At 67.1% G+C, this 22,382-nt stretch carries 17 protein-coding genes; 4 read left to right on the top strand and 13 right to left on the bottom strand.

What is annotated here, in order from left to right:
* Positions 1 to 2: 2 nt before the first annotated feature.
* Positions 3 to 782 (bottom strand): YbgA family protein, encoded by a 780-nt coding sequence (locus H681_RS20625; protein ID WP_015478835.1) that lies wholly within the window; start codon positions 780 to 782, stop codon positions 3 to 5.
* Between the two features lie 151 nt (positions 783 to 933).
* The gene (locus H681_RS20620; protein WP_015478834.1) at positions 934 to 1,917 is read right to left on the bottom strand and encodes an NAD(P)/FAD-dependent oxidoreductase; all 984 of its coding nucleotides are present in this window, start codon (positions 1,915 to 1,917) and stop codon (positions 934 to 936) included.
* Positions 1,918 to 2,188: 271 nt separating this feature from the next.
* On the opposite strand from H681_RS20620, the gene H681_RS20615 reads away from it, so the two are divergent.
* The 3 genes from H681_RS20615 (at position 2,189) to H681_RS20605 (ending at position 5,868) form a co-directional block, all read left to right on the top strand.
* Positions 2,189 to 3,091 (top strand): TIGR01777 family oxidoreductase, encoded by a 903-nt coding sequence (locus H681_RS20615; RefSeq protein WP_015478833.1) that lies wholly within the window; start codon positions 2,189 to 2,191, stop codon positions 3,089 to 3,091.
* A gap of 112 nt (positions 3,092 to 3,203) precedes the next feature.
* Positions 3,204 to 4,226, top strand: coding sequence for a ferrochelatase (hemH, locus tag H681_RS20610; protein WP_015478832.1), 1,023 nt, complete (start codon positions 3,204 to 3,206; stop codon positions 4,224 to 4,226).
* 277 nt (positions 4,227 to 4,503) lie between these two features.
* Entirely contained in the window at positions 4,504 to 5,868 is a 1,365-nt protein-coding gene (locus tag H681_RS20605) for a spinster family MFS transporter (RefSeq protein WP_015478831.1), read from the top strand.
* A 93-nt stretch (positions 5,869 to 5,961) separates the two neighbouring features.
* Here H681_RS20605 and H681_RS20600 read toward each other — a convergent pair whose 3' ends face one another.
* The 10 genes from H681_RS20600 to H681_RS20555 all read right to left on the bottom strand — a co-directional run bounded on the left by H681_RS20600 (position 5,962) and on the right by H681_RS20555 (position 20,291).
* On the bottom strand, positions 5,962 to 9,018 hold the full coding sequence (locus H681_RS20600) for a multidrug efflux RND transporter permease subunit (RefSeq protein ID WP_015478830.1): 3,057 nt from the start codon (positions 9,016 to 9,018) through the stop codon (positions 5,962 to 5,964).
* A 114-nt stretch (positions 9,019 to 9,132) separates the two neighbouring features.
* Positions 9,133 to 10,245 (bottom strand): efflux RND transporter periplasmic adaptor subunit, encoded by a 1,113-nt coding sequence (locus H681_RS20595; protein WP_015478829.1) that lies wholly within the window; start codon positions 10,243 to 10,245, stop codon positions 9,133 to 9,135.
* Positions 10,246 to 10,618: 373 nt separating this feature from the next.
* Positions 10,619 to 11,713, bottom strand: coding sequence for a DUF1513 domain-containing protein (locus H681_RS20590; RefSeq protein ID WP_015478828.1), 1,095 nt, complete (start codon positions 11,711 to 11,713; stop codon positions 10,619 to 10,621).
* Positions 11,714 to 11,737: 24 nt separating this feature from the next.
* A complete protein-coding gene (locus tag H681_RS20585; protein ID WP_015478827.1) occupies positions 11,738 to 12,799 on the bottom strand; it encodes an imelysin family protein in 1,062 nt (353 codons plus the stop codon).
* A gap of 15 nt (positions 12,800 to 12,814) precedes the next feature.
* On the bottom strand, positions 12,815 to 14,236 hold the full coding sequence (locus H681_RS20580; protein WP_015478826.1) for a di-heme oxidoreductase family protein: 1,422 nt from the start codon (positions 14,234 to 14,236) through the stop codon (positions 12,815 to 12,817).
* 188 nt (positions 14,237 to 14,424) lie between these two features.
* A complete protein-coding gene (locus H681_RS20575) occupies positions 14,425 to 15,768 on the bottom strand; it encodes an imelysin family protein (protein WP_015478825.1) in 1,344 nt (447 codons plus the stop codon).
* Between the two features lie 317 nt (positions 15,769 to 16,085).
* Positions 16,086 to 18,167, bottom strand: coding sequence for a putative bifunctional diguanylate cyclase/phosphodiesterase (locus tag H681_RS20570; protein ID WP_015478824.1), 2,082 nt, complete (start codon positions 18,165 to 18,167; stop codon positions 16,086 to 16,088).
* Between the two features lie 192 nt (positions 18,168 to 18,359).
* Complete coding sequence (sodB, locus tag H681_RS20565; protein ID WP_015478823.1) at positions 18,360 to 18,941, bottom strand: superoxide dismutase [Fe]; 582 nt, start codon at positions 18,939 to 18,941, stop codon at positions 18,360 to 18,362.
* Between the two features lie 321 nt (positions 18,942 to 19,262).
* On the bottom strand, positions 19,263 to 19,865 hold the full coding sequence (locus H681_RS20560) for a LysE/ArgO family amino acid transporter (protein ID WP_015478822.1): 603 nt from the start codon (positions 19,863 to 19,865) through the stop codon (positions 19,263 to 19,265).
* 3 nt (positions 19,866 to 19,868) lie between these two features.
* Positions 19,869 to 20,291 (bottom strand): ACT domain-containing protein, encoded by a 423-nt coding sequence (locus H681_RS20555; RefSeq protein WP_015478821.1) that lies wholly within the window; start codon positions 20,289 to 20,291, stop codon positions 19,869 to 19,871.
* Between the two features lie 93 nt (positions 20,292 to 20,384).
* On the opposite strand from H681_RS20555, the gene H681_RS20550 reads away from it, so the two are divergent.
* Complete coding sequence (locus H681_RS20550) at positions 20,385 to 21,290, top strand: LysR family transcriptional regulator ArgP (RefSeq protein ID WP_086009622.1); 906 nt, start codon at positions 20,385 to 20,387, stop codon at positions 21,288 to 21,290.
* Here H681_RS20550 and H681_RS20545 read toward each other — a convergent pair.
* On the bottom strand, positions 21,277 to 22,338 hold the full coding sequence (locus H681_RS20545) for a saccharopine dehydrogenase family protein (RefSeq protein WP_015478819.1): 1,062 nt from the start codon (positions 22,336 to 22,338) through the stop codon (positions 21,277 to 21,279). The two genes, H681_RS20550 and H681_RS20545, sit on opposite strands and share 14 nt — an antisense overlap.
* Positions 22,339 to 22,382 lie beyond the last annotated feature (44 nt).

The following is a 22,382-nucleotide window of genomic DNA, read 5'->3' as shown; positions in this document are numbered from 1 at the left end:
TGTCAGGGAGTGGCGCGTGGGCCCGGGCCTTCCGGCTGCCGTTGCAGGTAGGCCTGGTCCTGGAGGTAGGGATGGGGATATCGACGAAAGTGCTGTTTCAGCAGGCTGAGCGGTGCCGCCAACGGGACTACGCCACAGCGGTACTGGTCGATCAGGTGCTGCAGCTCCGACTTCTCCAGGGCGGGCAGGTCGCGCTTGAGGTAGCCGGCCAGGTGCTGCAGCACGTTGCTGTGGCTACCACGGCTGGCGCAGCTCGCCAGCGCCTGCATGAAGTCCCGGATGTAGCGGGCGGCAAAGCTGTCCAGCGGCTGGCTGCCGAGGGTCGCCAGGCGCTGGCCGAGCAGACGGTACTGGCGCGGGTTGTGCGCCATCAACTGGTACTTGTAGCGCGAGTGGAAGGCGATCAGGCCGGCACGAGTGAGGCCTTGCGCACACAGGGCCTGCCAGGCGGCGCAGGCGAAGACGCGGGTGAGGAAGTTCTCGCGCAATACCGGGTCGTCGAGCCGGCTTTCCTCTTCCACCGGCCGCTCCGGGTGCGTCGCGTGCAAGGCTTCGTTGTGCGGCGCGCCTGACGGCTGGCGCGTGACGATATAGCCGCAGACGTTCTGCAACGGTGCGGCCTGTGGCGGATCGCCGGCGTCTACGATTTCCGGGGGCAGCGGAACGAAGTCGAAATGTCGGCCAAGCACTTCCAGGCACAGGCGCGGGGCCTGGTGTTCGCTGAGTGCGTTCAGCAGGTCGAGGCTGATGGCGAGCTGGGGTCTGGGCGTGGGAACAGGCATCTGGGCTGACCGATTTCTTGTACAAGACAAATTGTGTTGTACAACTCTTGATAAGCATAGGTGCGTGTCAGCTCCCACGCAAAGGCAGGGCGAGCGGGCGATGGGGCAGGCGCTGTTCTGCCCCCTCTCCCAAGGGGAGAGGGGGCGAGGATCAGAGGTGTTCCAGCAGGCGGCGAGCGGCTTCCAGGCCGCTCAGCCAGGCGCCTTCGACACGGCCGGACAGGCACCAGTCGCCGCAGGCGTAGATGCCCAGGTCCGCATCGGCCAGGGCGCCGAACTGGTGGGCTTCCATTGGCCGCGCATAGAGCCAGCGGTGGGCGAGGGCGAAGTCGGGGGCGTGCACGGCGCAGCCGATCAGCTCGGCGAAGGCGCCGCGCAGGTGCTCGATCACGCTTTCCTTGGGCAGGTCGATGTGCTGCTTGCTCCAGCCGCTGGCGGCGTGCAGCACCCAGGTATCCAGCTGTTCGTCACGGCCCGGCTTGGAATGGTTGCTGGCCAGCCAGGACAGCGGGCCTTCATGGACGAAGCAGCCTTGCACCGGCGTGTCCAGCGGTTCGCGGAAGGCCAGGGCGACCGCCCAGGTCGGCTCCATTGGAATGCTCGCGGCGGCGGCGGCCAGCTTCGGCGCACTGGCCAGCAGCGCGGCGGCCTGGGGCGCCGGGGTGGCGACCAGTACACGGCTGTAGGGACCGTGGGTCTGGCCTTCGGAGTCCTGCAGGTGCCAGTGCTCTTCGCCGCGGTAGACCTCGGTGATGCGACAGGTGAAGGTCACCACCTGGTCCTGCAGCAGCGCGCGGGTGATCGCGCTCATTCGCGGCGTGCCGACCCAGCGCGGCTGTTCGTCCGGCGAGGGGCTCAGTTCGCCGTCGCGGTATTGGTACAGGGCCGGGTCCCATTCGGCGACCCAGCCGTGTTCGCGCCATTTCTGGATGGCGTCGAGGAAGCGTCGATCGCGGGCGGTGAAGTATTGCGCGCCGAGATCGAGGGCGCCGGCTTCGCTGCGCTTGCTGGCCATGCGGCCGCCGCTGCCGTGACCCTTGTCGAACAGCTGGACGTCCTGTCCGGCGTCCCGCAGGGCGTGGGCGGCCGAGAGTCCGGCGATACCGGTGCCAATGATGGCAATGGGGGCGCTCATGACGTGCCTCGTTGGTTGTGTTTTTCAGAGTAACGAGCGCGCATGGCTTGTACAAATGATTTGATCTGTACAATCGTCTGACTGCCATTGCACCCGTGATCGGCAGGGGGCCGATCATCGGAACCTTCTCCGCCTCATCGGTTCCTTCATGAATGGGCGCGGCCGGTCCCGGCAAATACAGCGTAGACGCTCAGCGTTGTCCGGGCAGGTGCGAGCGCCGCTGTTTCGTCCAGACTGATGGTAGGTGGAACACGCTGACGAGGAGTTCGCCATGCATATTCTGTTGACCGGTGGTACCGGGCTGATAGGTCGCCGCCTGTGCCGCCAGTGGAGTGCCGCCGGGCACCGCCTGACCGTGCTCAGTCGCCAGCCGCAGCGGGTCGCGGCGTTATGCGGTGAGACGGTGCGCGGGATCGCCGATTTCCAGGACTACGGCGATGGGCCGTTGGACGCGGTGGTCAACCTGGCCGGCGAGCCGATCGCCGACAAACCCTGGAGCGCGAAGCGCAAGGCGCTGCTGTGGGGCAGCCGGGTCGGGCTGACCGAGCGTCTGGTGGCCTGGCTGGAAACCCGGAGCCAGCGTCCCAGCGTGCTGATCAATGGCTCGGCGGTGGGCTGGTACGGCGATGCCGGTGAACGTCCGCTGGAGGAAAACAGCGCGGCGGCCGGCGAGGATTTCGCCAGCGAACTGTGCCTGGCCTGGGAGCAGATCGCCCGGGAAGCCGAGGCGCTAGGCGTTCGCGTGGTGCTGGTGCGCACCGGGCTGGTGCTGGCGCCCGAGGGCGGCTTTCTCAAGCGCCTGCTGCCACCGTTCCGCATGGGGCTGGGCGGCCAGTTGGGGGACGGCCGGCAGTGGATGTCCTGGATCCATATCGAAGACCAGATCGCCCTCATCGATTTTCTTTTGCAGCGGGCCGATACCGAGGGTCCTTATAATGCCTGCGCGCCGCAGCCGGTCCGTAACCGGGACTTTACCCGCGAGCTGGGGCGCGCGTTGCACCGGCCGGCCGTACTGGGCGTGCCCGGTTTCGCCCTGCGCCTGATGCTCGGCGAGCTGTCGGTATTGCTCCTGGGCGGGCAGCGCGTGGTGCCGCGCCGTTTGCTCGACGCGGGCTTCACGTTCCGCTTCACCGAGTTGCCGGACGCCCTGGCGGACGTGTTGCGCGAGCGTTGAGCCGCCGCCCTGCGGCAACGGCGACAGGCCGTGCGGCAAACCGCTGCGTGTAAACTGCGCAGCCCCACCGGGCCCGCCCGGCGAGATCGTGAACCGATTCCAAGGACATTGCATGACCCAAAACGCCCTCCTGCTGGTCAACCTGGGCTCTCCGGCTTCCACCCAGGTCGAGGACGTGCGCCGCTACCTCGATCAGTTCCTCATGGACCCCTATGTGATCGACCTGCCGTGGCCGATCCGCCGCCTGCTGGTGTCGCTGGTCCTGCGCAAGCGTCCCGAGGAGTCGGCCCATGCCTACGCATCGATCTGGTGGGACGAGGGTTCGCCGCTGATCGTGCTCAGCCGTCGCCTGCAGGAGGCGATCCGTCCCCACTGGCCGCACGGTCCGGTGGAGCTGGGGATGCGTTATGGCGAGCCGTCCATCGAGTCGGCCCTGCTGCGCCTGAGCCAGCAGGGCGTCACCCAGGTGACCTTCGCGCCGCTCTACCCGCAGTTCGCCGACAGCACCACCACCACCGCCATCGAGGAAGCGCGCCGGGTCATGCGCGAGCGCGGCCTGAAATTCGAATTGAAGGTGCTGCCGCCGTTCTACGCCGAGGCGGAGTACCGCCGGGCGCTGGTGGACAGCGTGAAGCCCTACCTTGCGCAACCCTACGACCACCTGCTGCTGAGCTTCCACGGCCTGCCCGAGTCGCACATCCGCAAGCTGGTGAAGGACAAGGGCCACGACCTCACCGCCAGCTCCAGCCGCGGTGTGCACGAGGACGTTATGGCGGTCTGTTACCGCAGCCAGTGCCTGCGCACGGCGGAGGATTTCGCCGTGGGCGCGGGGCTCGAGGACGGGCGCTGGTCGGTGTCCTTCCAGTCGCGCCTGGGCCGCAACAAGTGGATCGAACCTTATACCGAGGCGCAACTGGACAGGCTCGGCAAGCAGGGAGTGAGGCGCCTGCTGGTGATGTGCCCGGCCTTCGTCGCCGACTGCATCGAGACCCTGGAGGAAATCGGCCAGCGTGGCAGCGAACAGTTCCGCGCGGCGGGTGGGGAAGAACTGGTGCTGGTGCCCTGCCTGAACGATCAGGCGCTGTGGGCCAAGGCGCTGGCGAAACTGTGCGAGCGGATGCCGACGGTGATCTGAGCGCAGGCTCAGCTCTTTGTAGGACCGAGGGGGCGCCCAGTCCTTGCTCGCGAACCCGCTTGGCACCGGAGCCGTCGGATAGTCTGTTCGCGAGCAAGCTCGCTCCTGCAAGTGTTTCCAGCAAAACCCCTCGGCCAATCCTTGACCGCCCATCCATCAGCCAACGGCCAACGCCCGCATTCAGAGACCTGATAGTGCGCGCGCCGCTCGTCCTCAGTGCCTACCCTGCGCTTCTCCCCATCGCCATCGCCGCGTTGGCGGCATTCAGGAGCCCGGCATGCACAACAACAATAACGGCTACCCCTCCAGTGCCGTGGCCTGGTCCACGGTTGCGATCCTCATGGTCGCCTATGTCCTGTCCTTCATCGACCGGCAGATCCTCAACCTGCTGGTCGGCCCCATCCGTCGCGACCTGGACATCAGCGACACGCAGATGAGCCTGCTGATGGGCCTGTCCTTCGCGCTGTTCTACACCTTGTGCGGCATCCCGCTCGGGCGCATGGCCGACAGCCGCAGCCGGCGCGGGCTGATCACCGTCGGCGTACTGGTCTGGAGCGCCATGACCGCCGCCTGTGGCCTGGCCCGGCAGTACTGGCACTTCCTGCTGTTCCGCGTCGGCGTCGGCGTGGGCGAGGCGGCGCTGTCGCCGGCGGCCTATTCGCTGATCGCCGACAGCTTCCCGGCCCAGCGCCGCGCCACCGCCATCAGCGTGTATTCGATGGGCATCTACCTCGGCTCGGGCCTGGCCTTCCTGCTCGGCGGACTGGTGATCAAGTTCGCCTCGGCCCAGGGCGACGTGCACCTGCCGATCCTCGGCGAAGTGCGGCCGTGGCAGCTGATCTTCCTGCTCCTGGGCGCCGCCGGTGTGCTCTTCACCCTGCTGATGCTGGCGGTGAAGGAGCCGACCCGGCGCGGCGCGGGGGCCGGCGTGGTGGTGCCGATGAGCGAGGTGGGCGCCTACCTGCGCGCCAACCGCAAGACGGTGATCTGCCACAACTTCGGCTTCGCCTGCATTTCCTTCGCCAGCTACGGCAGCGGCGCCTGGATACCGACCTTCTTCGTTCGCACCTACGGCTGGGATGCCGGCCATGTGGGCGTGGTGTACGGCAGCATCGTCGCGGTGTTCGGTTGCCTGGGCATCGTCAGTGGCGGTCGCCTGGCGGACTACTGGGCCAAGCGCGGACGTACCGACGCCAACATGCGCGTAGGCCTGCTGGCGGCGATCCTGGCGATCCCCTTCACCCTGGTCTACCCGCTGCTGGACAGCGGCAATGCCGCGGCGGCGCTGATGGCGCCCATCGTGTTCTGCCTCGGCATGCCGTTCGGCGTCGCACCGGCGGCGATCCAGGAAATCATGCCCAATTCCATGCGCGGCCAGGCTTCGGCCATCTACCTGTTCGTGGTCACCCTGCTGGGCCTGGGCGTCGGCCCGACCGCCATTGCCCTGGTGACCGACTATGTGTTCGCCGACGATATGGCGCTGCGCTACTCGTTGCTCATCGTGAGCCTGGTGGCGCTGCTGGCCGGTTCCTTCCTGCTGGCGCGGGGGCTCAAGCCCTATCGCGACAGCGTGGAACATCTCAAGAGCTGGAGCCTGAAAGGGGAGAGTCCCAGCGGCGCGATGCAGCGCCAGCCGGCGTGACCGGGGCATTGCTGCCCCGGATGATCCTTAGGAGCTGGGGGCGGGCCATATCCGCCTCCAGAAAGGAGCCCCGCATCAGCGGGGCTTTTTCGTTCAGTGCGCCGAGGCCGGGGCGTTGTCTCCGACGGGCTTCGGGTCCGGCTTGGCCAGCAGCGTGTACACGCACGGCAGCACGAACAGGGTGAACAGCGTGCCCACGCTCATGCCGGTGGCGATCACGATTCCGATGTCGAAGCGGCTCACCGCGCCGGCGCCGGTGGCGAGCAGCAGCGGGATTACCCCCAGCACCATCGCGGCGGTGGTCATCAGCACCGGGCGCAGGCGGATCGCCGCGGCTTCCTCCACCGCCTCGCGCACCGACAACCCGCGCTCGTGGCGCAGCTGGTTGGCGAACTCGACGATGAGGATGCCGTGCTTGCTGATCAGGCCGATCAGCGTCACCAGGCCCACCTGGGTATAGATGTTCAGGCTCGACAGGCCGAGGAACAGCGGGATCAGCGCGCCGCAGATCGACAGCGGCACGGTGACCATGATCACCAGCGGATCGCGGAAGCTCTCGAACTGCGCCGCCAGCACCAGGAAGATCACCGCCAGCGCGAGGGCGAAGGTGATCATCAGCGCGCTGCCTTCCTGCACGAATTGCCGCGAGGCGCCGGCGTAGTCGAAGGAGAAGCCGCGCGGCGATTCCTGCTCGGCGATGCCGCGCACCGTGTCGATGGCCTCGCCCATGCTGACCATCGGCACGCCGGAGATGATCGCCGAGTTGAGCTGCTGGAACTGGTTGAGCTGGCGCGGCCGCGCGCGCTCGTGGAAGGTCACCAGGGTGGACAGCGAGATCAGCTGGCCGCCCCGGCTCTTCACGTAGTAGTTGCTCAGCCAGCCCGGATTGTCGCGGTAGGCGCGCTCGACCTGGGCGATCACCTTGTAGCTGCGCCCGTCGATGGTGAAGCGGTTGATCTCGCCCTCGCCCAGCAGCGCGCCCAGGGAGACGCCCAGGTCCTGCATGGTGACGTCCATCTGCGCGGCCTTGGCACGGTCGATGTCGACCACCAGTTCCGGCTTGTCGAACGCCAGGTCGAGGTCGAGGAAGGCGAACTTGCCCGATTCCTCGGCGCGTTTCTTCACCCGCTCGACCACCTGCAGCAGCGACTGGTAGTCGCTGGCGGTGTTGATCACGAACTGGAACGGCAGGCCCTCGCCGGTGCCCGGCAGCGACGGAAGGTTGAAGCCGAAGATCTGCAGGCCGGGGATCTTGTCCAGTTCTGCCTGTACCGCCGAGAGCAGCTCCATCTGGCTGCGCTCGCGCTCGTCCCAGGGCTTGAGCAGCATGCCGCCGATACCGGTCTGCACGCCGTTGTAGCCGTTGATCTGGAACGCCGAATAGTACTCGGGGAACTTGCGGAAAATGTCCTCGAACTCGGCGGTGTACTTGGATAGGTAGTCCAGGTTCGCGGTCTGCGGCGCGTTGGCCATGATGAAGACGATGCCCTGGTCTTCCTCCGGGGCCAGTTCCTTGTGGGTGAACATCATCAGCAGCGGGATGATCGCCAGCACCAGCGCGGCGAAGACAATCACCACCGGACGGCTGTTCAGGGTGCCGTGCAGGGCGCGCTGGTAGCGCACCTTCAGGCCCTCGAAGATCAGGTCCAGGCGATGGGCCAGGCCGCTGGGGTTCTCGTCGTGGCGCAGCAGGCGCGAGCACATCATCGGCGACAGCGTCAGGGCTACGATGCCGGAGATGATCACCGCACCGGCCAGGGTGAAGGCGAACTCCTTGAACAGCGCGCCGGTGAGGCCGCTGAGGAAGCCGATGGGCGCGTACACGGCGGCCAGGGTGATGGTCATGGTCACCACCGGCACGGCGATTTCCCGCGCGCCCTCGATGGCGCCCTGGAACGGCGTCTTGCCCTCCTCGATGTGGCGGTGGATGTTCTCCACCACCACGATGGCGTCGTCCACCACCAGGCCGATGGCGAGCACCATCGCCAGCAGGGTCAGCAGGTTGATCGAGTAGCCCATCATCTGCATGAAGAACAGCACGCCGATCATCGACAGCGGGATGGTCACCACCGGGATGATCACCGAGCGCAGCGCGCCGAGGAACAGGAAGACCACCACGATGACGATCAGGATCGCCTCGCCCAGGGTCTTCACTACCTCGTCGATGGACGCCTGGATGAAGCGCGTGGCGTCGTAGGCGATGGATACCTGCAGGCCCGGCGGCAGTTGCTCTTCCAGCTCGGGCATCTTGGCGCGGACTTCCTTGATCACGTCCAGCGGGTTGGAGCTGGGCGTGCCCTTGATGCCGATGTACACCGAGGGGATTCCGTTGAACGAGCTGACCGCGTCGTAGCTCGCCGCGCCCAGTTCGATGCGCGCCACGTCGCTCATCAGCACGCGGCGGTCGCCCTCGGTCTTGAGCGGGATGGCGGCGAAGGCTTCCGGGGATTTCAGGTCGGTGGAGGCGTTCACCGAGGTGACCACCAGCTCGCCCTTCACCTCGCCGGCGGCGGAGAGGAAGTTGTACTGGCGCACCGCGTTGTCGATGTCCCCTGCGGTGATGCCATAGGCGGCCATCTTCACCGGGTTCAGCCACAGGCGCATGGCGAAGACCTGGTTGCCGAGGATCTCGGCCTCGGCGATGCCCGGCAGGGTGGCCAGCTTGGGCTGTACCACGCGCGACAGGTAGTCGGTGATCTGCGGGTTGTTCATCTGCTCGCTGAAGAAGCTGATGTACATCAGCGCCGAGGCGTCGGCGGCTTCCTTGTCCAGCACCGGGTCTTCGGCGTCGGGCGGCAACTGGGTCTTCACCTCGCCGATCTTCGACAGCAGCTCGGTCACCAGGCGGTCGGTGTTGGCGCCGATGTGCGCGTAGATCGAGATCACCGAGTAGTTCTGCCGGCTCACCGAGGTCATGTAGTCGATGCCTTCGGCGCTGGCCAGGCTCTGCTGCAGCGGCTGGGTGATGTAGCCCTGGATGGTCTCGGCGTTGGCCCCGGCGTAGAAGGTGGTGACGGTGATCAGCGCGTTTTCCATCTGCGGGTATTCGCGGATCACCAGCTTGCTGAAGGCCTGCATGCCGAGCAGGACGATCAGCAGGCTGACCACGGTCGCCAACACCGGGCGACGGATAAAGGGATCGGTGAACATGCTCTCAATCCTTCCTGGTCGGATTGGCTGCGCGTCGGCCATGCCGTGTGGCTCTGGCTCGCGAAATCCGTTGACTCTCGTTGCCCTCGCCGGAGGCGAGGGCACTGCTGTCTCTTACTGTGCGTCCGGAACGATCGCCACCGGCGTGCCGCTGTCGAGCTTGAGCTGGCCGGAGGTGACGACCCGCTCGCCGGCCTTCAGGCCCTCGACGATCACCACGCTGCCTTCGCGGCGCTCGCCGGTCTTGACGAAGCGGCGCTCCACGGCCAGGGCCGGTTCGCCCTTGTCGTTGGTCTGCACCATGCCGTCCTTGTCCTTCTGCGGGCCGACCACGTACACCGAGTTGCCGTAGAGGGTGAAGGCCACGGCGGTTTCCGGGACCACGATGCGCGGCGCGCTGTCGGGCAGCTGCACTTCCAGGTTGGCGAACATGCCCGGCAGCAGCTTGCCGTCGGGGTTGCCCATGCTGGCGCGGACCAGCAGGTTGCGGGTCTCGTTGTCCACCCGTGGGCTGATCGCCTCGATGCGCGCCTCGAAACGCTGTCCGGGGTAGGCCGCGACCCTCACGCTGACGGCCTGGCCGGTCTTGAGCAGGGGGAAGTCCTGTTCCGGCAGGAAGAAGTCGACCAGCAAGGTGGAAAGGTCCTGCAGGGTGACGATCTCGGTGCCCGGCGAGACGTAGTCGCCCACGTCCACCCGGCGGATGCCGGCGGTGCCGTCGAAGGGCGCGAGGATGCGCTTCTTCGCCAGCGCCGCGCGCAGCTGTGCCACGGTGGCGGTGGAGCGGTTCAGCTGGGCCGCGAGACGGTCGTAGTCGCTCCTGGAAATGGCCTGGCGGTCGATCAGGTTGCGGCCACGGTTGTACTCCACCTGGGCCAGGCCGAGGTCCGCCTCGGCGCTGCGCAGGGTGGCCTGCTCGACGTCGTCATCCATCTGCAGGATGGGCTGGTCCTGCTTCACCTTGTCGCCGGAGATGAACTGGATGCTGCGCACGATGCCCGAGACTTCGGCGGTGACCGTCACACCCTGGATGGCGCGCAGGGTGCCGATGGCCGGCAGGCGGCTTTGCCAGTCACGCTGCACGGCGTCGGTCGCGGTGACGCTGACCGGTGGCCGCGGAGCCGAGAACAGGGCGATCTGTTTCTGGATGGAGAGGTACTTCGAGCCGGCGAGCACCGCAATGATGACGGCAACCACGCCCAGCATGATCAGCATGCGGCGCAACATCTTCCTGTTCCTTGGTACGTGCCTGGCAGCAATCCGCCGCGATGCGCTCGTCCAGGGGCAGCCGGACGGCCTTCCGTTTCGCGGGGTGTCGATCAGGCTCTGAAGCCGATACGGGGGACGCCCCGTTGCGGGGCGCAATCCGGCACCTTATTCCTAGTTTCCCGGGGAGTCAAAGGTCCGTCATTACAAGACGCTTCCCGTCGATGTCGATTTACCGGCGAAGTACTGCGCCGAAACGGTGCGTCGCGAAGAAGGGGGCCACATCCGTGTGGCTGAAACGTCAGGCGCTGAGCGTGTGGAGAATGTCGGCGAACTCGCCGGACGGGCCTTCCTCGGCGCGGGCCGATGCGTGGCGATCGTTCGGAGCGGGCGTTCAGGTCAGGTGCAGGTGGTTGTCCCAGAATGCCGGCGGCAGTTCCAGCGGAGTGCCGGCGATGCGTTCGCTGCGGCAGTCGTAGACGCGGCAGCGGCCTTGCCCGGAGGTGACGACGAAACCGTCCTTCACTGCGCCGACCCCGGCGCAATCGGGCAGTGGCGCGTCCAGGCGCACGGCGCCCGTGTCCAGGTCCCAGATGAAGAAACGGTTGCCGCGCGGCGCGGTCAGTGCCACCAGGCGCAGGTCGCTGTGGATGGCGACGCTGGCGGTGTACTGGGTCATCGCCAGACGCTGCCCGTCGGCCAGCGGGAAGGGCTGGAAGGCTTCGCCGGGACGCTTGATGGCGAGCAGGTCGGCGTGGTCGTGGGCATCGCCCATGTACTGCTGGCCGGCGACGATGGTGCCGTCCGCGGCGATGGCCAGGTGGCGCACGCTGTTCATCTGCTGGGGCAGGGTTTCCTTGGAGATCAGGCTGCCGTCGCGACGCATCAGCACCAGGCTCGGTTCCATCGCGTCGAGGTTCATCTCCACGCGGCTTTCGGCTTCGGTGCGGATGCCGCCGTTGGCGACCACCAGGGTCTCGCCGTCGGGCATCCACGACACCTGGTGCGGGCCGAGGCCGTGGGTCGAGACTTCGCCGGCATGCGCGAGGCGTTCGCCGTCGAAACGGTACACGCCGAGCATGCCGCGCCCCGGATCGGCGGTGTCGTTCTCGGTGGCGTAGAGCCACTCGCCGTCCTTGTGCCAGACGCCGTGGCCGTAGAAGTGGCGGTCGGCCTGCGAGTCGAGGGTCTGCAGCAGGCGGCCATCGTCCAGGTCGATCAGGTAACTCTGCCGGCCCGGCCGGCGGGCGACGAACAGCGCCAGCGGCAGGCTGGGGTGCTGGACGATGTCGTGGCAGCGCAGGCCCACTTGCGTGGCGAACACGCGGCTGCCATCCAGGCGGTAGCCCACCGCGTAGTGCTTGCCATCCGCGTCGTCGCGGGCGGACAGCAGCAGGGGCTCCCTGCCCTTGCGCGACAGCGTCCAGCCGCCGAAGGTCAGGGCGCCGAGCAGCAGGCCGCCCAGGCCGATCACGTGACGTCGCAACATGGCGTTCACCTCGTTGGTTCTCGATCAGTCGCCGTCGTTGGCGTTGAAGCCCAGCTGCACACCGAGAGCTTTCGCCAGATCGCCTTCATGCAGGCGGTGGACGACGTTGAGGCTGTCGTACAACTCGTTCAGTTGCTTGAGGCCGGCGTTGTCCTTGAGCAGTTCGCTCAGCGGCCGGTCGATGGCCTTCAGCTTGCCGTGGGTATCGGCGTAGGCCGCGTCGATCTTGCCCGCCAGGTCTTTCTGCTCGGCCGGCAGCAGGACGCGCAGGCCCTTGTTGTCGGTGCCGTTCCACAGCGCCTGGGCGCCGGTCAGGCTGGCGTCGAGGCTCGCCAGGGAGGCATCGCTGCGCCAGCCCTCGGCCTGGAACGGCTGCGGGATGCCCTTGCTCTGGCGGCCCAGCGGGGTGCCGAGTTTCTTTTTCAGCATGTCCAGCGCGGTGACCTGCACACGCAGCAGTTCGGCGATGGCTTCGTGGGCGTCGGCGTAGCGCTCGTTGGGGAACTTGGAGAGCTGGGCGAGCATGCCGCCGTCCTGCTTCCACTGCGCCAGGATGTTCTCCGCCAGGGCCTGCTGGTGGTTGCCGATGGCTTCCAGCAGCGGGCAGTAGCGCGCCTTGGTCTCGGCGTTGGCCAGGTCGATCCTGGCGTCGTAGAGGATGTATTCGTAGGCGGTCAGACCCTGGACCACGACGCTGGACTTATCCAGGGTCGCCGGAGAAATCGCGTTGCCGCTGTTGAGCAGTTGCTCGACCTGGCGCGCCACGAGGTTCTTCTTGTCCGGCCAGAACTGCACCTGCCAGGCGCGGTTGCCCTCGGCCAGCGGGCCGACCAGCAGCGGCTGCAGCTCGGCCCAGGCCTTCTGCGCGGCCATGAAGTCGGCGCGGGCCTTGGCCAGGTCCTCGTTGCCCTGGCAGTAGGCCAGGGCGCTGGCGGCCAGGGCGCGGTCGGCGTCCACCCAGCGGCTGTAGGTCGGCAGGATCACCTGCTGGGCCAGCGTGGCGCTGGTGGTGGCCTGCGGGTCGGTGGGCGCGCAGGCGCCCAGGGCGATGGCGAGGCTGGTGATCAGTAGACGGGGGCGGAACATGTTCGGCTCGGCTCCTTAGAGTGAGTTCAGGAACGCCAGCAGGGCATCGCGCTGCCCGGCGTCGAAAGTCAGTACGCGCTGCTTGGCCGCTTCGGCTTCGCCGCCGTGCCAGAGCACGGCTTCGAGCAGGTTGCGGGCGCGGCCGTCGTGGAGGAACTGGGTGTGGCCGTTGACCGTTTCGGTCAGGCCGATGCCCCACAGCGGCGGCGTGCGCCAGTCGCGCCCGCTGGCAAGAAATTCCGGGCGATTGTCCGCGAGACCGTCGCCCATGTCATGCAGCAGCAAATCGCTGTAGGGACGGATGACCTGGTTGGCCAGCTCCGGCTCGGCGGCGTTGGGCCCGGTGGTGAATTTCGGGGTGTGGCAACTGCTGCAGCCGCTGTCGAAGAACAGCCCCTTGCCGGTCAGCACCTGCGGGTCGTCGACCTTGCGCCGTGCCGGCACCGCGAGGTTGCGGGCGTAGAAGGCGACCTGGTCGAAGATGCGCTGGCTGACTTCCGGCTTGCCGCCATCGAGGGCGTTGCGGCAGTCGACCTGGGCCTCGGTGCAGTCATCGGTGGGGATCAGGTCGCTGGTCAGACCCATGTCACCGGAGAAGGCGTGGGCATTCTGCTGGGCGACGTTGGGCTGCCCGGCCTTCCAGCCGAAGCGGCCGAGCGCGGTTTGATTGCGCGCATCGTCCCAGACCTGGTTGGCGTGGCCACGGATTCCGTCTCCGTTGCCGTCGTCCGGGTCGGCGTTGGCGAGGATGTCCTCCTCGCGAATGGATTCCAGCAGGCCCAGGCCGATCATCGGCGGGGCGATGCGTGCGGAGAACAGGGTGTTGGTCTGCATCGGGCCGTAGCCGAGGTTGCTGATGCGCAGGGTCGGCTTGCGCAGCTCGACCACGGTGCCGTCCTTGAAGGTCACCGGCACCGGCTGGTAGTCCACCCGCACCTTGCCTTCGGGCGCCACGCCGGGGATCGCCGAATCCTGCAACTGGCCTCCGTACACCGGCTCGGGCACCACGCCGAGGCGCTTGAGGGTGCGCGCATCTTCCGGTCCGGCCGGGATCGACAGGCGCACCAGCATGGAGACGGCGTTGACGTCATTGGGCTCCGGCGGGTGGCCGCGACCGTCCTTGATGTGGCAGTTCTGGCAGGCGTTGGTGTTGAACAGCGGGCCCAGGCCGTCACGCGCGGTGGTGGTGGACGGGGCGATCACCCAGGGGTTGCGGAAGAAGCTGTTGCCCACGCTGAAGTCCAGGCGGCGACTCGGCGTGAGGTTGGCCGAGGGCATGGAGTAGGCATTGCGATCACTCTGGCCGACCGTGGCGGCGCCGCCGGAAAGCGCTTCGCCCGGCTCGGCCACGGCATGCCGGGAGGTCTCCGGCTTGCATGCGGCAAGGGCGAGGACGGAAAGCAGCGGTACGAGCAGGGCGGCGCGACGGTGGAGCATCGACTTCAGTTCCAGAACGTGAAATGGCAGCGCGCCATCTTATCAGGGGCGTCAAATGCAAATATGAAAAATTTGTATTTGAGAATCGACCCCTTTCACCCGCGAAAACGACAAAGCCCCGCATGGCGGGGCTCTGTCGGGGCCGGACCGGCGCTGCGGCGTGGAGCCGCAGCGCCGACCTGTGCGGATCAGAACTGGTGATCGGCGGTGTCCGGCTTCAGGTCCTGCACGCCAACGGCGGCCGCGGCCTTCTCGATGGCGCCGGTCTGCTTGACCAGCGAGGCGATGGCGTCGCGGATCTTCTGCTGATCGTCCTTGGCGTCCGGGGCGATCATCTGGTCGAAGTGCACGCCGTCCTTCTCGGCACGGTCGACGATGGCCTGCATCTTGGCCTCGGTGGCTTCCAGGTCGGCCTTCACGTCGCTGTCGGCCTGGGCGTTGGCCTTGGCCACCAGGTCGGACAGGCTTGGGCCCTTCACGACGCTGCCGTCCACACGCTTGTACTCGCCGGTGTAGATGTTGCGGATGCCCTTGGCATCGAAGAACAGGGTGTGGTGGGTGTCGTCGCTGAAGCAGTCGTGCTCGTCTTCGGTGGAGTTGGCTTCCAGGGCGACTTTCATGCGCTCGCCGGCCAGTTCGCCCAGGGACAGGCTGCCCAGGCCGAAGAACATCTTGCGCAGGTTGTTGTCGGCGCTGTCGGCTTCCAGCTTGGCGCGGTAGTTGTCGGCCACGCCGGCTTTCCAGTTGCCGACCATCTCTTCCATCTGCGCGACCAGCAGGTCGGTGACGGCCTTCAGGTAGGCGGCGCGACGGTCGCAGTGACCATTGCTGCAGTCCTTGCCCTGGACGTAGTCGGTGTACTTGCGGTCGCCCGGGCCCGGCTGGGTGCCGTTCAGGTCCTGGCCCCAGAGCAGGAACTCGATGGCGTGGTAACCGGTGGCGACGTTGGCCTCGGAGCCGCCCAGCTCGTTCAGGCTCAGCAGCTTCTCGCCGGTGATTTCCTTCACGTCGATCTTGTCTTCGCCGACCTGGATCTCGGTGTTGGCGACGATGTTGGCGGTGGCGCCGGCGTTGCCTTCGGCGTGCTGGTAGTCCTTGGCGACGTAGTCGATCAGGCCTTCGTCCAGCGGCCAGGCGTTGACCGCGCCTTCCCAGTCGTCGACCACGGCGTTGCCGAAGCGGAAGCCTTCACTCTGCGAGTAGGGCTTGCGCGCGGCGAGCCAGGCTTCGCGGGCGGCCTTCAGGGTTTCTTCGCTGGGCTTGGCGATCAGCGCGTCGACGGCGGCCTGCAGGGTCTTGGCGGTGGTCAGGGCATCGCCGAAGGTGGCTTCGGCGATGTCGGCATAGTTCTTCACTACGGCCTTGACTGCGGCTTCGTCGACCTTGGCGGCCGCGGGGGCGTTGCTCTGGGCACTGGCTGCCGGGGTGGCGGCCTGGTTCGCGGGGGCTTCGGCTTTCTTGTCATCGCCACAGCCGGCGAGGGAGATGGCGATGGCCAGCAGGCTGGCAGTGGCCCAGGGCATACGTGTCATGACGGATTCCTTTGGTGTGTAGGAGGCGCGCGAAATAGGCGTGCGAAAGTAAAACCGCAACATAATGCGAAAGATTTTCATTTTTGAAAAGAGCTGGTTCGAGGGAGCTTTTCGTCATGGGGCCAGCACGTCGCCAGCAGGGCGGTGAGCGTCGCCTTGGCCGCGGGGTGTTTGCTTTTCGTAGGAGCGAGCTTGCTCGCGAACCGTGTTTCCCGGTGGTTCCGGCGTCTGGGCGGTTCGCGAGCAAGCTCGCTCCTGCAGGGCATGGCGCCGACGCTGGGGCGTCGATCGACTGGGGATAAGCGAACGGGGTGGCGTCAGTGGCGCTCGACCGAGCCGCCGGAGCCGCCGCCGGCGGCTTCGGCCAGGCGCCGGGCCTGCTTGAGGTAGAGGGTCAGCTCGCGCGCCGGCAGCGGCTTGCTGTAGAGATAGCCCTGACCCTCGTGGCAACCCTGGGCGATGATGTAGGCCTCCTGTTCGACCGTCTCCACGCCCTCGGCGATCACTTGCATGCCCAGGCTCTTGCCGAGCTGGATGATGGCGCGAACGATGGTGGCGTCGTCGTCGTCCAGCAGCAGGTCCTGGACGAAGCTCTTGTCGATCTTGATCTTGTCCAGCGGCAGGCTCTTGAGATAGCTCAGCGACGAGTAGCCGGTGCCGAAGTCGTCGATGGCGATCAGGGCGCCGGCGCGGCGCAGGCTGAGCAGGTGCTGGGCGGCGGTGGAGATGTCCTCCATCAGACCGGTCTCGGTGATTTCCAGCTCCAGCGAGCGCGGCGGCAGGCGGTGCATCTGCAACAGGTTGCTGACCACCCGTGGCAGGGCATTGTGGCGCAGCTGCACGGTGGACAGGTTGACCGCCAGGCGCAGGTCGTCGAAACCCTGGTCGTGCCAGTCGCGCAGTTGCCGGCAGGACTGGTCGAGCACCCACTCGCCGATGCTGAAGATGCTGCCGTTCTGCTCCGCCAACGGAATGAACAGGTCCGGCGCGACCCAGCCCTGGGTCGGGTGCTGCCAGCGCAGCAGTGCCTCGACGCCGATCACGCGGTGATCGCGGTAATCCACCTGCGGCTGATAGACCAGATGCAGTTCGCTGCGCGCCAGGGCTTCGCGCAGGTCCTTTTCCAGCTCGCGGCGGCGGCGCATCTCGCTGTCGACGCTGGCGATGTAGAACTGGTAGCGGTTGCGCGAGCGGCTCTTGGCCAGGGTCATGGTCTGCTCGGCTTTCTGCAGCAGCTTCTCGGTGGTTTCGCCGTCCTCGGGGAACAGCGTGATGCCGATGGTGGCGCGCAGGTGCACCAGGTGCTGGTCCAGCTCGAAGGGCGCTTCCAGGTCGTCGAGGATCTGCTGCGCCAGTTCGGCGGCTTCGTAGGGCTGCTCGATGTCGGCCTGGACCAGGGCGAACTGGTCGCCCCCCAGCCGCGCCAGGGCGCCCAGGTGCGCGCTGCGGGTGCGCAGGCGGTCGGCGAGGGCGATCAGCAACTGGTCGCCGAACTGGTAGCTGTACTGTTCGTTGATGCCCTTGAAGTCATCCAGGCCCAAGCACAGTACGGCGACGCGGCGTTGCAGGCGCGAGGCGTCTTCGAGGATCTGGTCCAGGCGCTGCTGCAGCAGCTTGCGATTGGGCAGGCCGGTGAGAAAGTCGTATTGGGAGATGCGCAGCAGGCTGTCTTCGGCCTCGCGGCGCAGGTGGCCGTTGCGCTCGATGGAGGCGAGCAACTGGTTGGCGGTGTTGACCCACAGGCCCAGCTCGTCCTTCTCGTGGCCCTGGAGCATCGGCAGCTTGTGCTGGCTGGGGCGGTCCGGGTTGATCGAGGCCAGGTGCTCGATGATCTTCGACAGCGGTTTGGTCAGCAGCCAGTGGTAGACCATGAACAGCACCAGGCTCATGGCCAGGGCGCGGAGGATGCCGGAAAGGAAGATGATCCCCGAGGTGGTGACGAAATCCTCGCCGTAGGGCGCGGTGTCCAGGGTGATCTTCAGGTCGCCGTAGTATTCGTTGGAACCGCCGCGGCTGGCCAGGCGGATGGCGTAGTTCTGCTCGGCGCCCAGGATCGGGTCGGTCAGCCAGCGGGTGGAGGAGTCCAGCAGCGGGCGGGACTTCTCCGCCAGCATGGGCTCGTCGGGATGGCCGATGGCGGCGTAGCGCACGGCTTCATGCTGGAACAGGCCTTCGAGGACCTGCATCGCCATGTCGCGGTCCAGGCTGTAGACCGCCTGGGTGGAGGGGTCGCGGACCATCGCCAGGATGCGCTGGGCGTCGTTGTGCACCGCCTGCCGGGCCTTGTACGCATCGAAGACGATCTGGGCACAGCTCAGTACCACCCCGACCACGAGGGCCGCGAGCAACACCATTCGCAGCAGCTTGAGGGAAAGGCTGTGCCGGGGGTCCAGTTTCAAGGGGCTTTCCTTGTTCATCGCCTGGGGCGAAAGACTGGTCTGAGTATTGGCAATTGGAGCTATGGCGTCAAAGGGCCATCGTTGCATTTTTGACAGCCCCGACTTTCTAGGTTAGCCGACCCCCGTGTCTTGCGCGTGCAGAACGAAGAAACCCGGCACAGGGCCGGGTTTCCAGGGTCACGCTGGGGGCGATCAGGCAGAGAAGTTCTTCGCTACGAAGTCCCAGTTCACCAGGTTCCAGAACGCTTCTACATACTTCGGACGCAGGTTGCGGTAGTCGATGTAGTAGGCGTGTTCCCACACGTCGCAGGTCAGCAGCGGGGTGTCGCCGCTGGTCAGCGGGCAGCCGGCGCCGATGGTGCTGGCCAGGGCCAGGGAGCCGTCGGCCTTCTTCACCAGCCAACCCCAGCCGGAGCCGAAGGTGCCGATGGAGGTCTTGCTGAACTCTTCCTTGAACTTGTCGAAGGAACCGAAGGCAGCGTTGATGGCATCGGCCAGGGCGCCGGTGGGCTGGCCACCGCCGTTGGGGCTCAGGCAGTTCCAGTAGAAGGTGTGGTTCCACACCTGGGCTGCGTTGTTGAAGATGCCGCCCGAAGAGGTCTTGACGATGTCTTCCAGGCTCTTGCCTTCGAACTCGGTGCCCGGGACCAGGTTGTTCAGGTTCACGACGTAGGTGTTGTGGTGCTTGTCGTGGTGGTATTCCAGGGTTTCCGCGGAAATGTGCGGCTCAAGGGCATTCTTCGCGTAAGGCAGCGGCGGCAATTCGAAAGCCATGTTCTCTCTCCTATCTCACTCAGTCTGGGCTAGCGCGGCGAACGCGCGACCGGTACACGGGGCCGGTTCGGTGTTTGTCGCGGCATACGGGCGTTGCGGCAATGCGTCCGCGAAGGAACAGGACCGCGCACCCGTTGCGTCCGGCAGGCTTGAGCCCGCCGGCGCCGCGAAGATCGGATCATAGCACCCGACCTGTGGCATATCCACGCAGCATCTGTAGGGGCAAAGGCCGTGCAACCGGTGCTGCTCTGGCGTTCGCCCCTCACTATGCACTGACCGGGATGACGGATCGTCGTTCGGAGTTTTTCCCGTTGCGCGCGCTCAGCCGGCGAATACCAGTTGCGCCGCCATGCCCAGCATCATCACCGCCACCATCAGGTCCACCAGGCGCCAGGTGGTGGGCCGCGCCAGCCAGGGGGCGAGCCAGGCGGCGCCCAGGGCCAGGGTGAAGAACCATAGCAGCGAGGCGCTGGCCGCGCCCATCGCGTAGGCGCCGGGCGCCGCCTGCTGGGCGCCGAGGGAGCCGATCAGCAGCACGGTGTCGAGGTAGACGTGCGGGTTGAGCAAGGTCACCGCCAGCGCCGCCATCAGCACGGTACGGCGCGAGCGCGGGCCCGTATCCCCGGCATCGGCCATCGCTTCCGGGGCGATCGCCCGGCGCAGCGCCTTGAGCCCGTACCAGAGCAGGAAGGTCACCCCGCCCCAGCGGGCGATGGCCAGCAGCGTGGGGTTCTCGGCGAGGATCTTGGCCAGGCCGAACACTCCGGCGCTGACCAGGATGGCGTCGCACAGCACGCACAGTGCCGCCACCGACAGGTGGTGTTCGCGGCGCAGGCTCTGGGCGAGGACGAAGGCGTTCTGCGCGCCGATGGCGATGATCAGGCCGGCGGCGACCAGCAGGCCGTTCAGGTAGCTCTGCCACATGGCTCAGACCTCTTCCTTATCGACAGCGGAGGGATTGGCGGCGCGGGCGCGCAGCACGTCCAGCGCGCGCGGGCCGTCGGCGTGGGCGACGAACAGGTGGTCGTGGTACCAGGCGGCGACCACGTTGCAACTGATCCCGGCTTTCGCCAGGGCGGTCGCCACGGCGGCGGTAAGGCCGACCGCCTGCAGCGCCGAATGTACTTCCAGGGTCAGCCAGGCGGCGACGTAGTCGAAGACCAGTCCGGCCTCTTCGGCCTCGGCGCGCGGCAGGATCAGCGTCAGCCCTTCGCGCTCGCGGAAGCTGCCCAGTGGCTGCACGCCGGCGGGCCATTGGCCGTCGGGCAGGGTGCAGAACACGTACTCGCCATCGTTGAGTACCGGGGTCATGCCGCGCAGCAACGCGGCCAGGGAGGTTTCGCCAGCCATTGGGGAGGTCCATCGAAGAGGGGATTTGCTGGCGATTGTGGGGAGTGTGGCGGTATAAGAAAAACCAATGTTGCTGATATCTCATTAGGAAAACTGATCATGTTCGACTACAAGCTGCTCGCCGCCCTGGCCGCCGTGGTGGAGCAGGGCGGTTTCGAGCGCGGCGCCCAGGTGCTGGGGCTGTCGCAGTCGGCGATTTCCCAGCGCATCAAACTGCTCGAAGCGCGCGTCGGCCAGCCGGTGCTGGTGCGCTCGGCGCGGCCGCAGCCGACCGAACTGGGCCGGCGCCTGCTCAACCATGTGCAGCAGGTGCGCCTGCTGGAGGGCGACCTGCAGCAATGGGTGCCGGCGCTGGACGACGGCGCGGCGCCCGAGCGCCTGCGCCTGGCGCTGAACGCCGACAGCCTGGCGACCTGGTGGGCGAAGGTGGTGGGGGACTTCTGCGGCGAGCGCCATGTGCTGCTGGACCTGGTGGTCGAAGACCAGGAAGTCGGCCTCAAGCGCATGCGCGCCGGCGAGGTGGCCGGTTGCGTCTGCGCCAGCCCGCGTCCGGTGGCCGGGGGGCGTTGCGAGCCGCTGGGCGCCATGCGCTATCGCGGGTTGGCCAGCCCGGAATTCATCGCGCGGCACTTTCCACGGGGTGTCACGCCGCAAGGGTTGATGCGTGCGCCGGCCATCGTCTACGGCCCGGACGATCAGTTGCAGCACCGTTACCTGAAGAGCCTCGGCCTCGACGGCCACTTCAGCTACCACCTGTGCCCGTCGTCCGAAGGCTTCGTGCGCATGACCAGCGGCGGCCTCGGCTGGGGCCTGGTCCCCGAGCAGCAGGTGGCGGCCGAACTGGAGCGCGGCGAACTGGTGGAAATGCTGCCGGGGCAGGTGATCGACGTGCCGCTCTACTGGCACCACTGGCGCAACGGCGGCGAACTGCTCACCGCCCTGACCGGGCACCTGCGCCGGCGCGCGCCGGGGCTGCTGGTGCCGATCAGCCCCGAATGACGACCTTGCCGCTGCCCGGCAGTTGCTCGATGCAGCGCGGGCCGAACAGCTTCGATGGCGTGAAGTAGCCGGCGGACTCGGGCTGGGCGAGCAGGTGGCGCACGGCGAACAGCACGCCGTGAAGGGTCACGTCGTAGCCGTTGGCGGTTTCCAGCCGCGCGGTGCGGCGCTCGCCACGGGCGTTGCGAACTTCGCCCCAGACCCAGGTACGCAGCTTGCTGCGGGCCAGTTCGTCGGGGCCGTGGACACGCCTGTCCACCTGTTCCTTGAGCCATTCCTGCACCCGCTCGCGGCCCAGCAGAGGGCGCAGCCTGTCGATCAGACGCATGCCGACGGCGGCGGCGGGCGGTACCGGCAGGTAGACCTCGATGTCGCTGATGCCGGTGGAGTAATAGGCGGTCGCCACGTCGCCCCAGGGGATGGTCACGGCATGCTTGAGGCCACGGCCGAAGTCGATGTCGCGGCGCTTGTAGCCCAGCGGCACGTCGCGCAGGCGTCCGGCCTCGCGCACCTTGCCGCCGAGCTTGAGGGCTTCCACGGTGGTCTTGGCGGTGCCCGGCGACAGCCCGCTGCCGCTGTCGAAGCCCAGGGCCAGGTGCGTCGCTTCCGGCATGGCTTCCTTCAAGCAGGCGGCGACGCAATCGGTGGGGATCACGTCGAAGCCCACGCCGGGACACAGCGCGATGCCGGCCGTGCGGGCGACCTCATCGAGGCCGTGGGCGTATTCGAAGACAGAGATCTCGCCGGTGATGTCCACGTAGTGCGTGCCGCTGGCGATGCACGCCTCGATCATCGGCGCGGCGGTGGCGGAGAAGGGGCCGGCGCAGTTGGCGACCACCGCGACATCCGCCAGCGCGGCCTGGGCGGCGGCGCTGTCGTTCAGGTCGAAGACGCGGCATTCGAGGCCCAGCGCGCTGCCCAGGGCATGCAGGCTGGCCGGATTGCGCCCGCCCAGGAGCGGCGTCAGGCCCTCGCGTTGCGCCTGTTCGGCCACCAGCCGGCCGGTGTAGCCGTTGGCGCCGTAGATCATCCAGTGGGACGTGCTCATGCTGTGCTCTCGTTGAAATCCAATCCCTAGAGCGTAGTTCCTTC

The sequence above is a fragment of the Pseudomonas sp. ATCC 13867 genome, from assembly GCF_000349845.1.
In the GTDB taxonomy this organism is placed as follows: Bacteria; Pseudomonadota; Gammaproteobacteria; order Pseudomonadales; family Pseudomonadaceae; genus Pseudomonas.
The sequence above is the reverse complement of the archived record's forward strand: the minus strand, read 5'-3'. Positions and strand labels throughout refer to the sequence as shown.

What these genes read in the sequence shown, in the direction of transcription:
- H681_RS20585 (WP_015478827.1), bottom strand. Translation starts at nt 12,799, where the DNA reads ATGTTCCGCCCCCGTCTACTGATCACCAGCCTCGCCATCGCCCTGGGC.
- H681_RS20575 (WP_015478825.1), bottom strand. Translation starts at nt 15,768, where the DNA reads ATGACACGTATGCCCTGGGCCACTGCCAGCCTGCTGGCCATCGCCATC.
- H681_RS20605 (WP_015478831.1), top strand. Translation starts at nt 4,504, where the DNA reads ATGCACAACAACAATAACGGCTACCCCTCCAGTGCCGTGGCCTGGTCC.
- H681_RS20615 (WP_015478833.1), top strand. Translation starts at nt 2,189, where the DNA reads ATGCATATTCTGTTGACCGGTGGTACCGGGCTGATAGGTCGCCGCCTG.
- H681_RS20580 (WP_015478826.1), bottom strand. Translation starts at nt 14,236, where the DNA reads ATGCTCCACCGTCGCGCCGCCCTGCTCGTACCGCTGCTTTCCGTCCTC.
- H681_RS20555 (WP_015478821.1), bottom strand. Translation starts at nt 20,291, where the DNA reads ATGGCTGGCGAAACCTCCCTGGCCGCGTTGCTGCGCGGCATGACCCCG.
- sodB (WP_015478823.1), bottom strand. Translation starts at nt 18,941, where the DNA reads ATGGCTTTCGAATTGCCGCCGCTGCCTTACGCGAAGAATGCCCTTGAG.
- H681_RS20545 (WP_015478819.1), bottom strand. Translation starts at nt 22,338, where the DNA reads ATGAGCACGTCCCACTGGATGATCTACGGCGCCAACGGCTACACCGGC.
- hemH (WP_015478832.1), top strand. Translation starts at nt 3,204, where the DNA reads ATGACCCAAAACGCCCTCCTGCTGGTCAACCTGGGCTCTCCGGCTTCC.
- H681_RS20595 (WP_015478829.1), bottom strand. Translation starts at nt 10,245, where the DNA reads ATGTTGCGCCGCATGCTGATCATGCTGGGCGTGGTTGCCGTCATCATT.
- H681_RS20560 (WP_015478822.1), bottom strand. Translation starts at nt 19,865, where the DNA reads ATGTGGCAGAGCTACCTGAACGGCCTGCTGGTCGCCGCCGGCCTGATC.
- H681_RS20600 (WP_015478830.1), bottom strand. Translation starts at nt 9,018, where the DNA reads ATGTTCACCGATCCCTTTATCCGTCGCCCGGTGTTGGCGACCGTGGTC.
- H681_RS20625 (WP_015478835.1), bottom strand. Translation starts at nt 782, where the DNA reads ATGCCTGTTCCCACGCCCAGACCCCAGCTCGCCATCAGCCTCGACCTG.
- H681_RS20620 (WP_015478834.1), bottom strand. Translation starts at nt 1,917, where the DNA reads ATGAGCGCCCCCATTGCCATCATTGGCACCGGTATCGCCGGACTCTCG.
- H681_RS20590 (WP_015478828.1), bottom strand. Translation starts at nt 11,713, where the DNA reads ATGTTGCGACGTCACGTGATCGGCCTGGGCGGCCTGCTGCTCGGCGCC.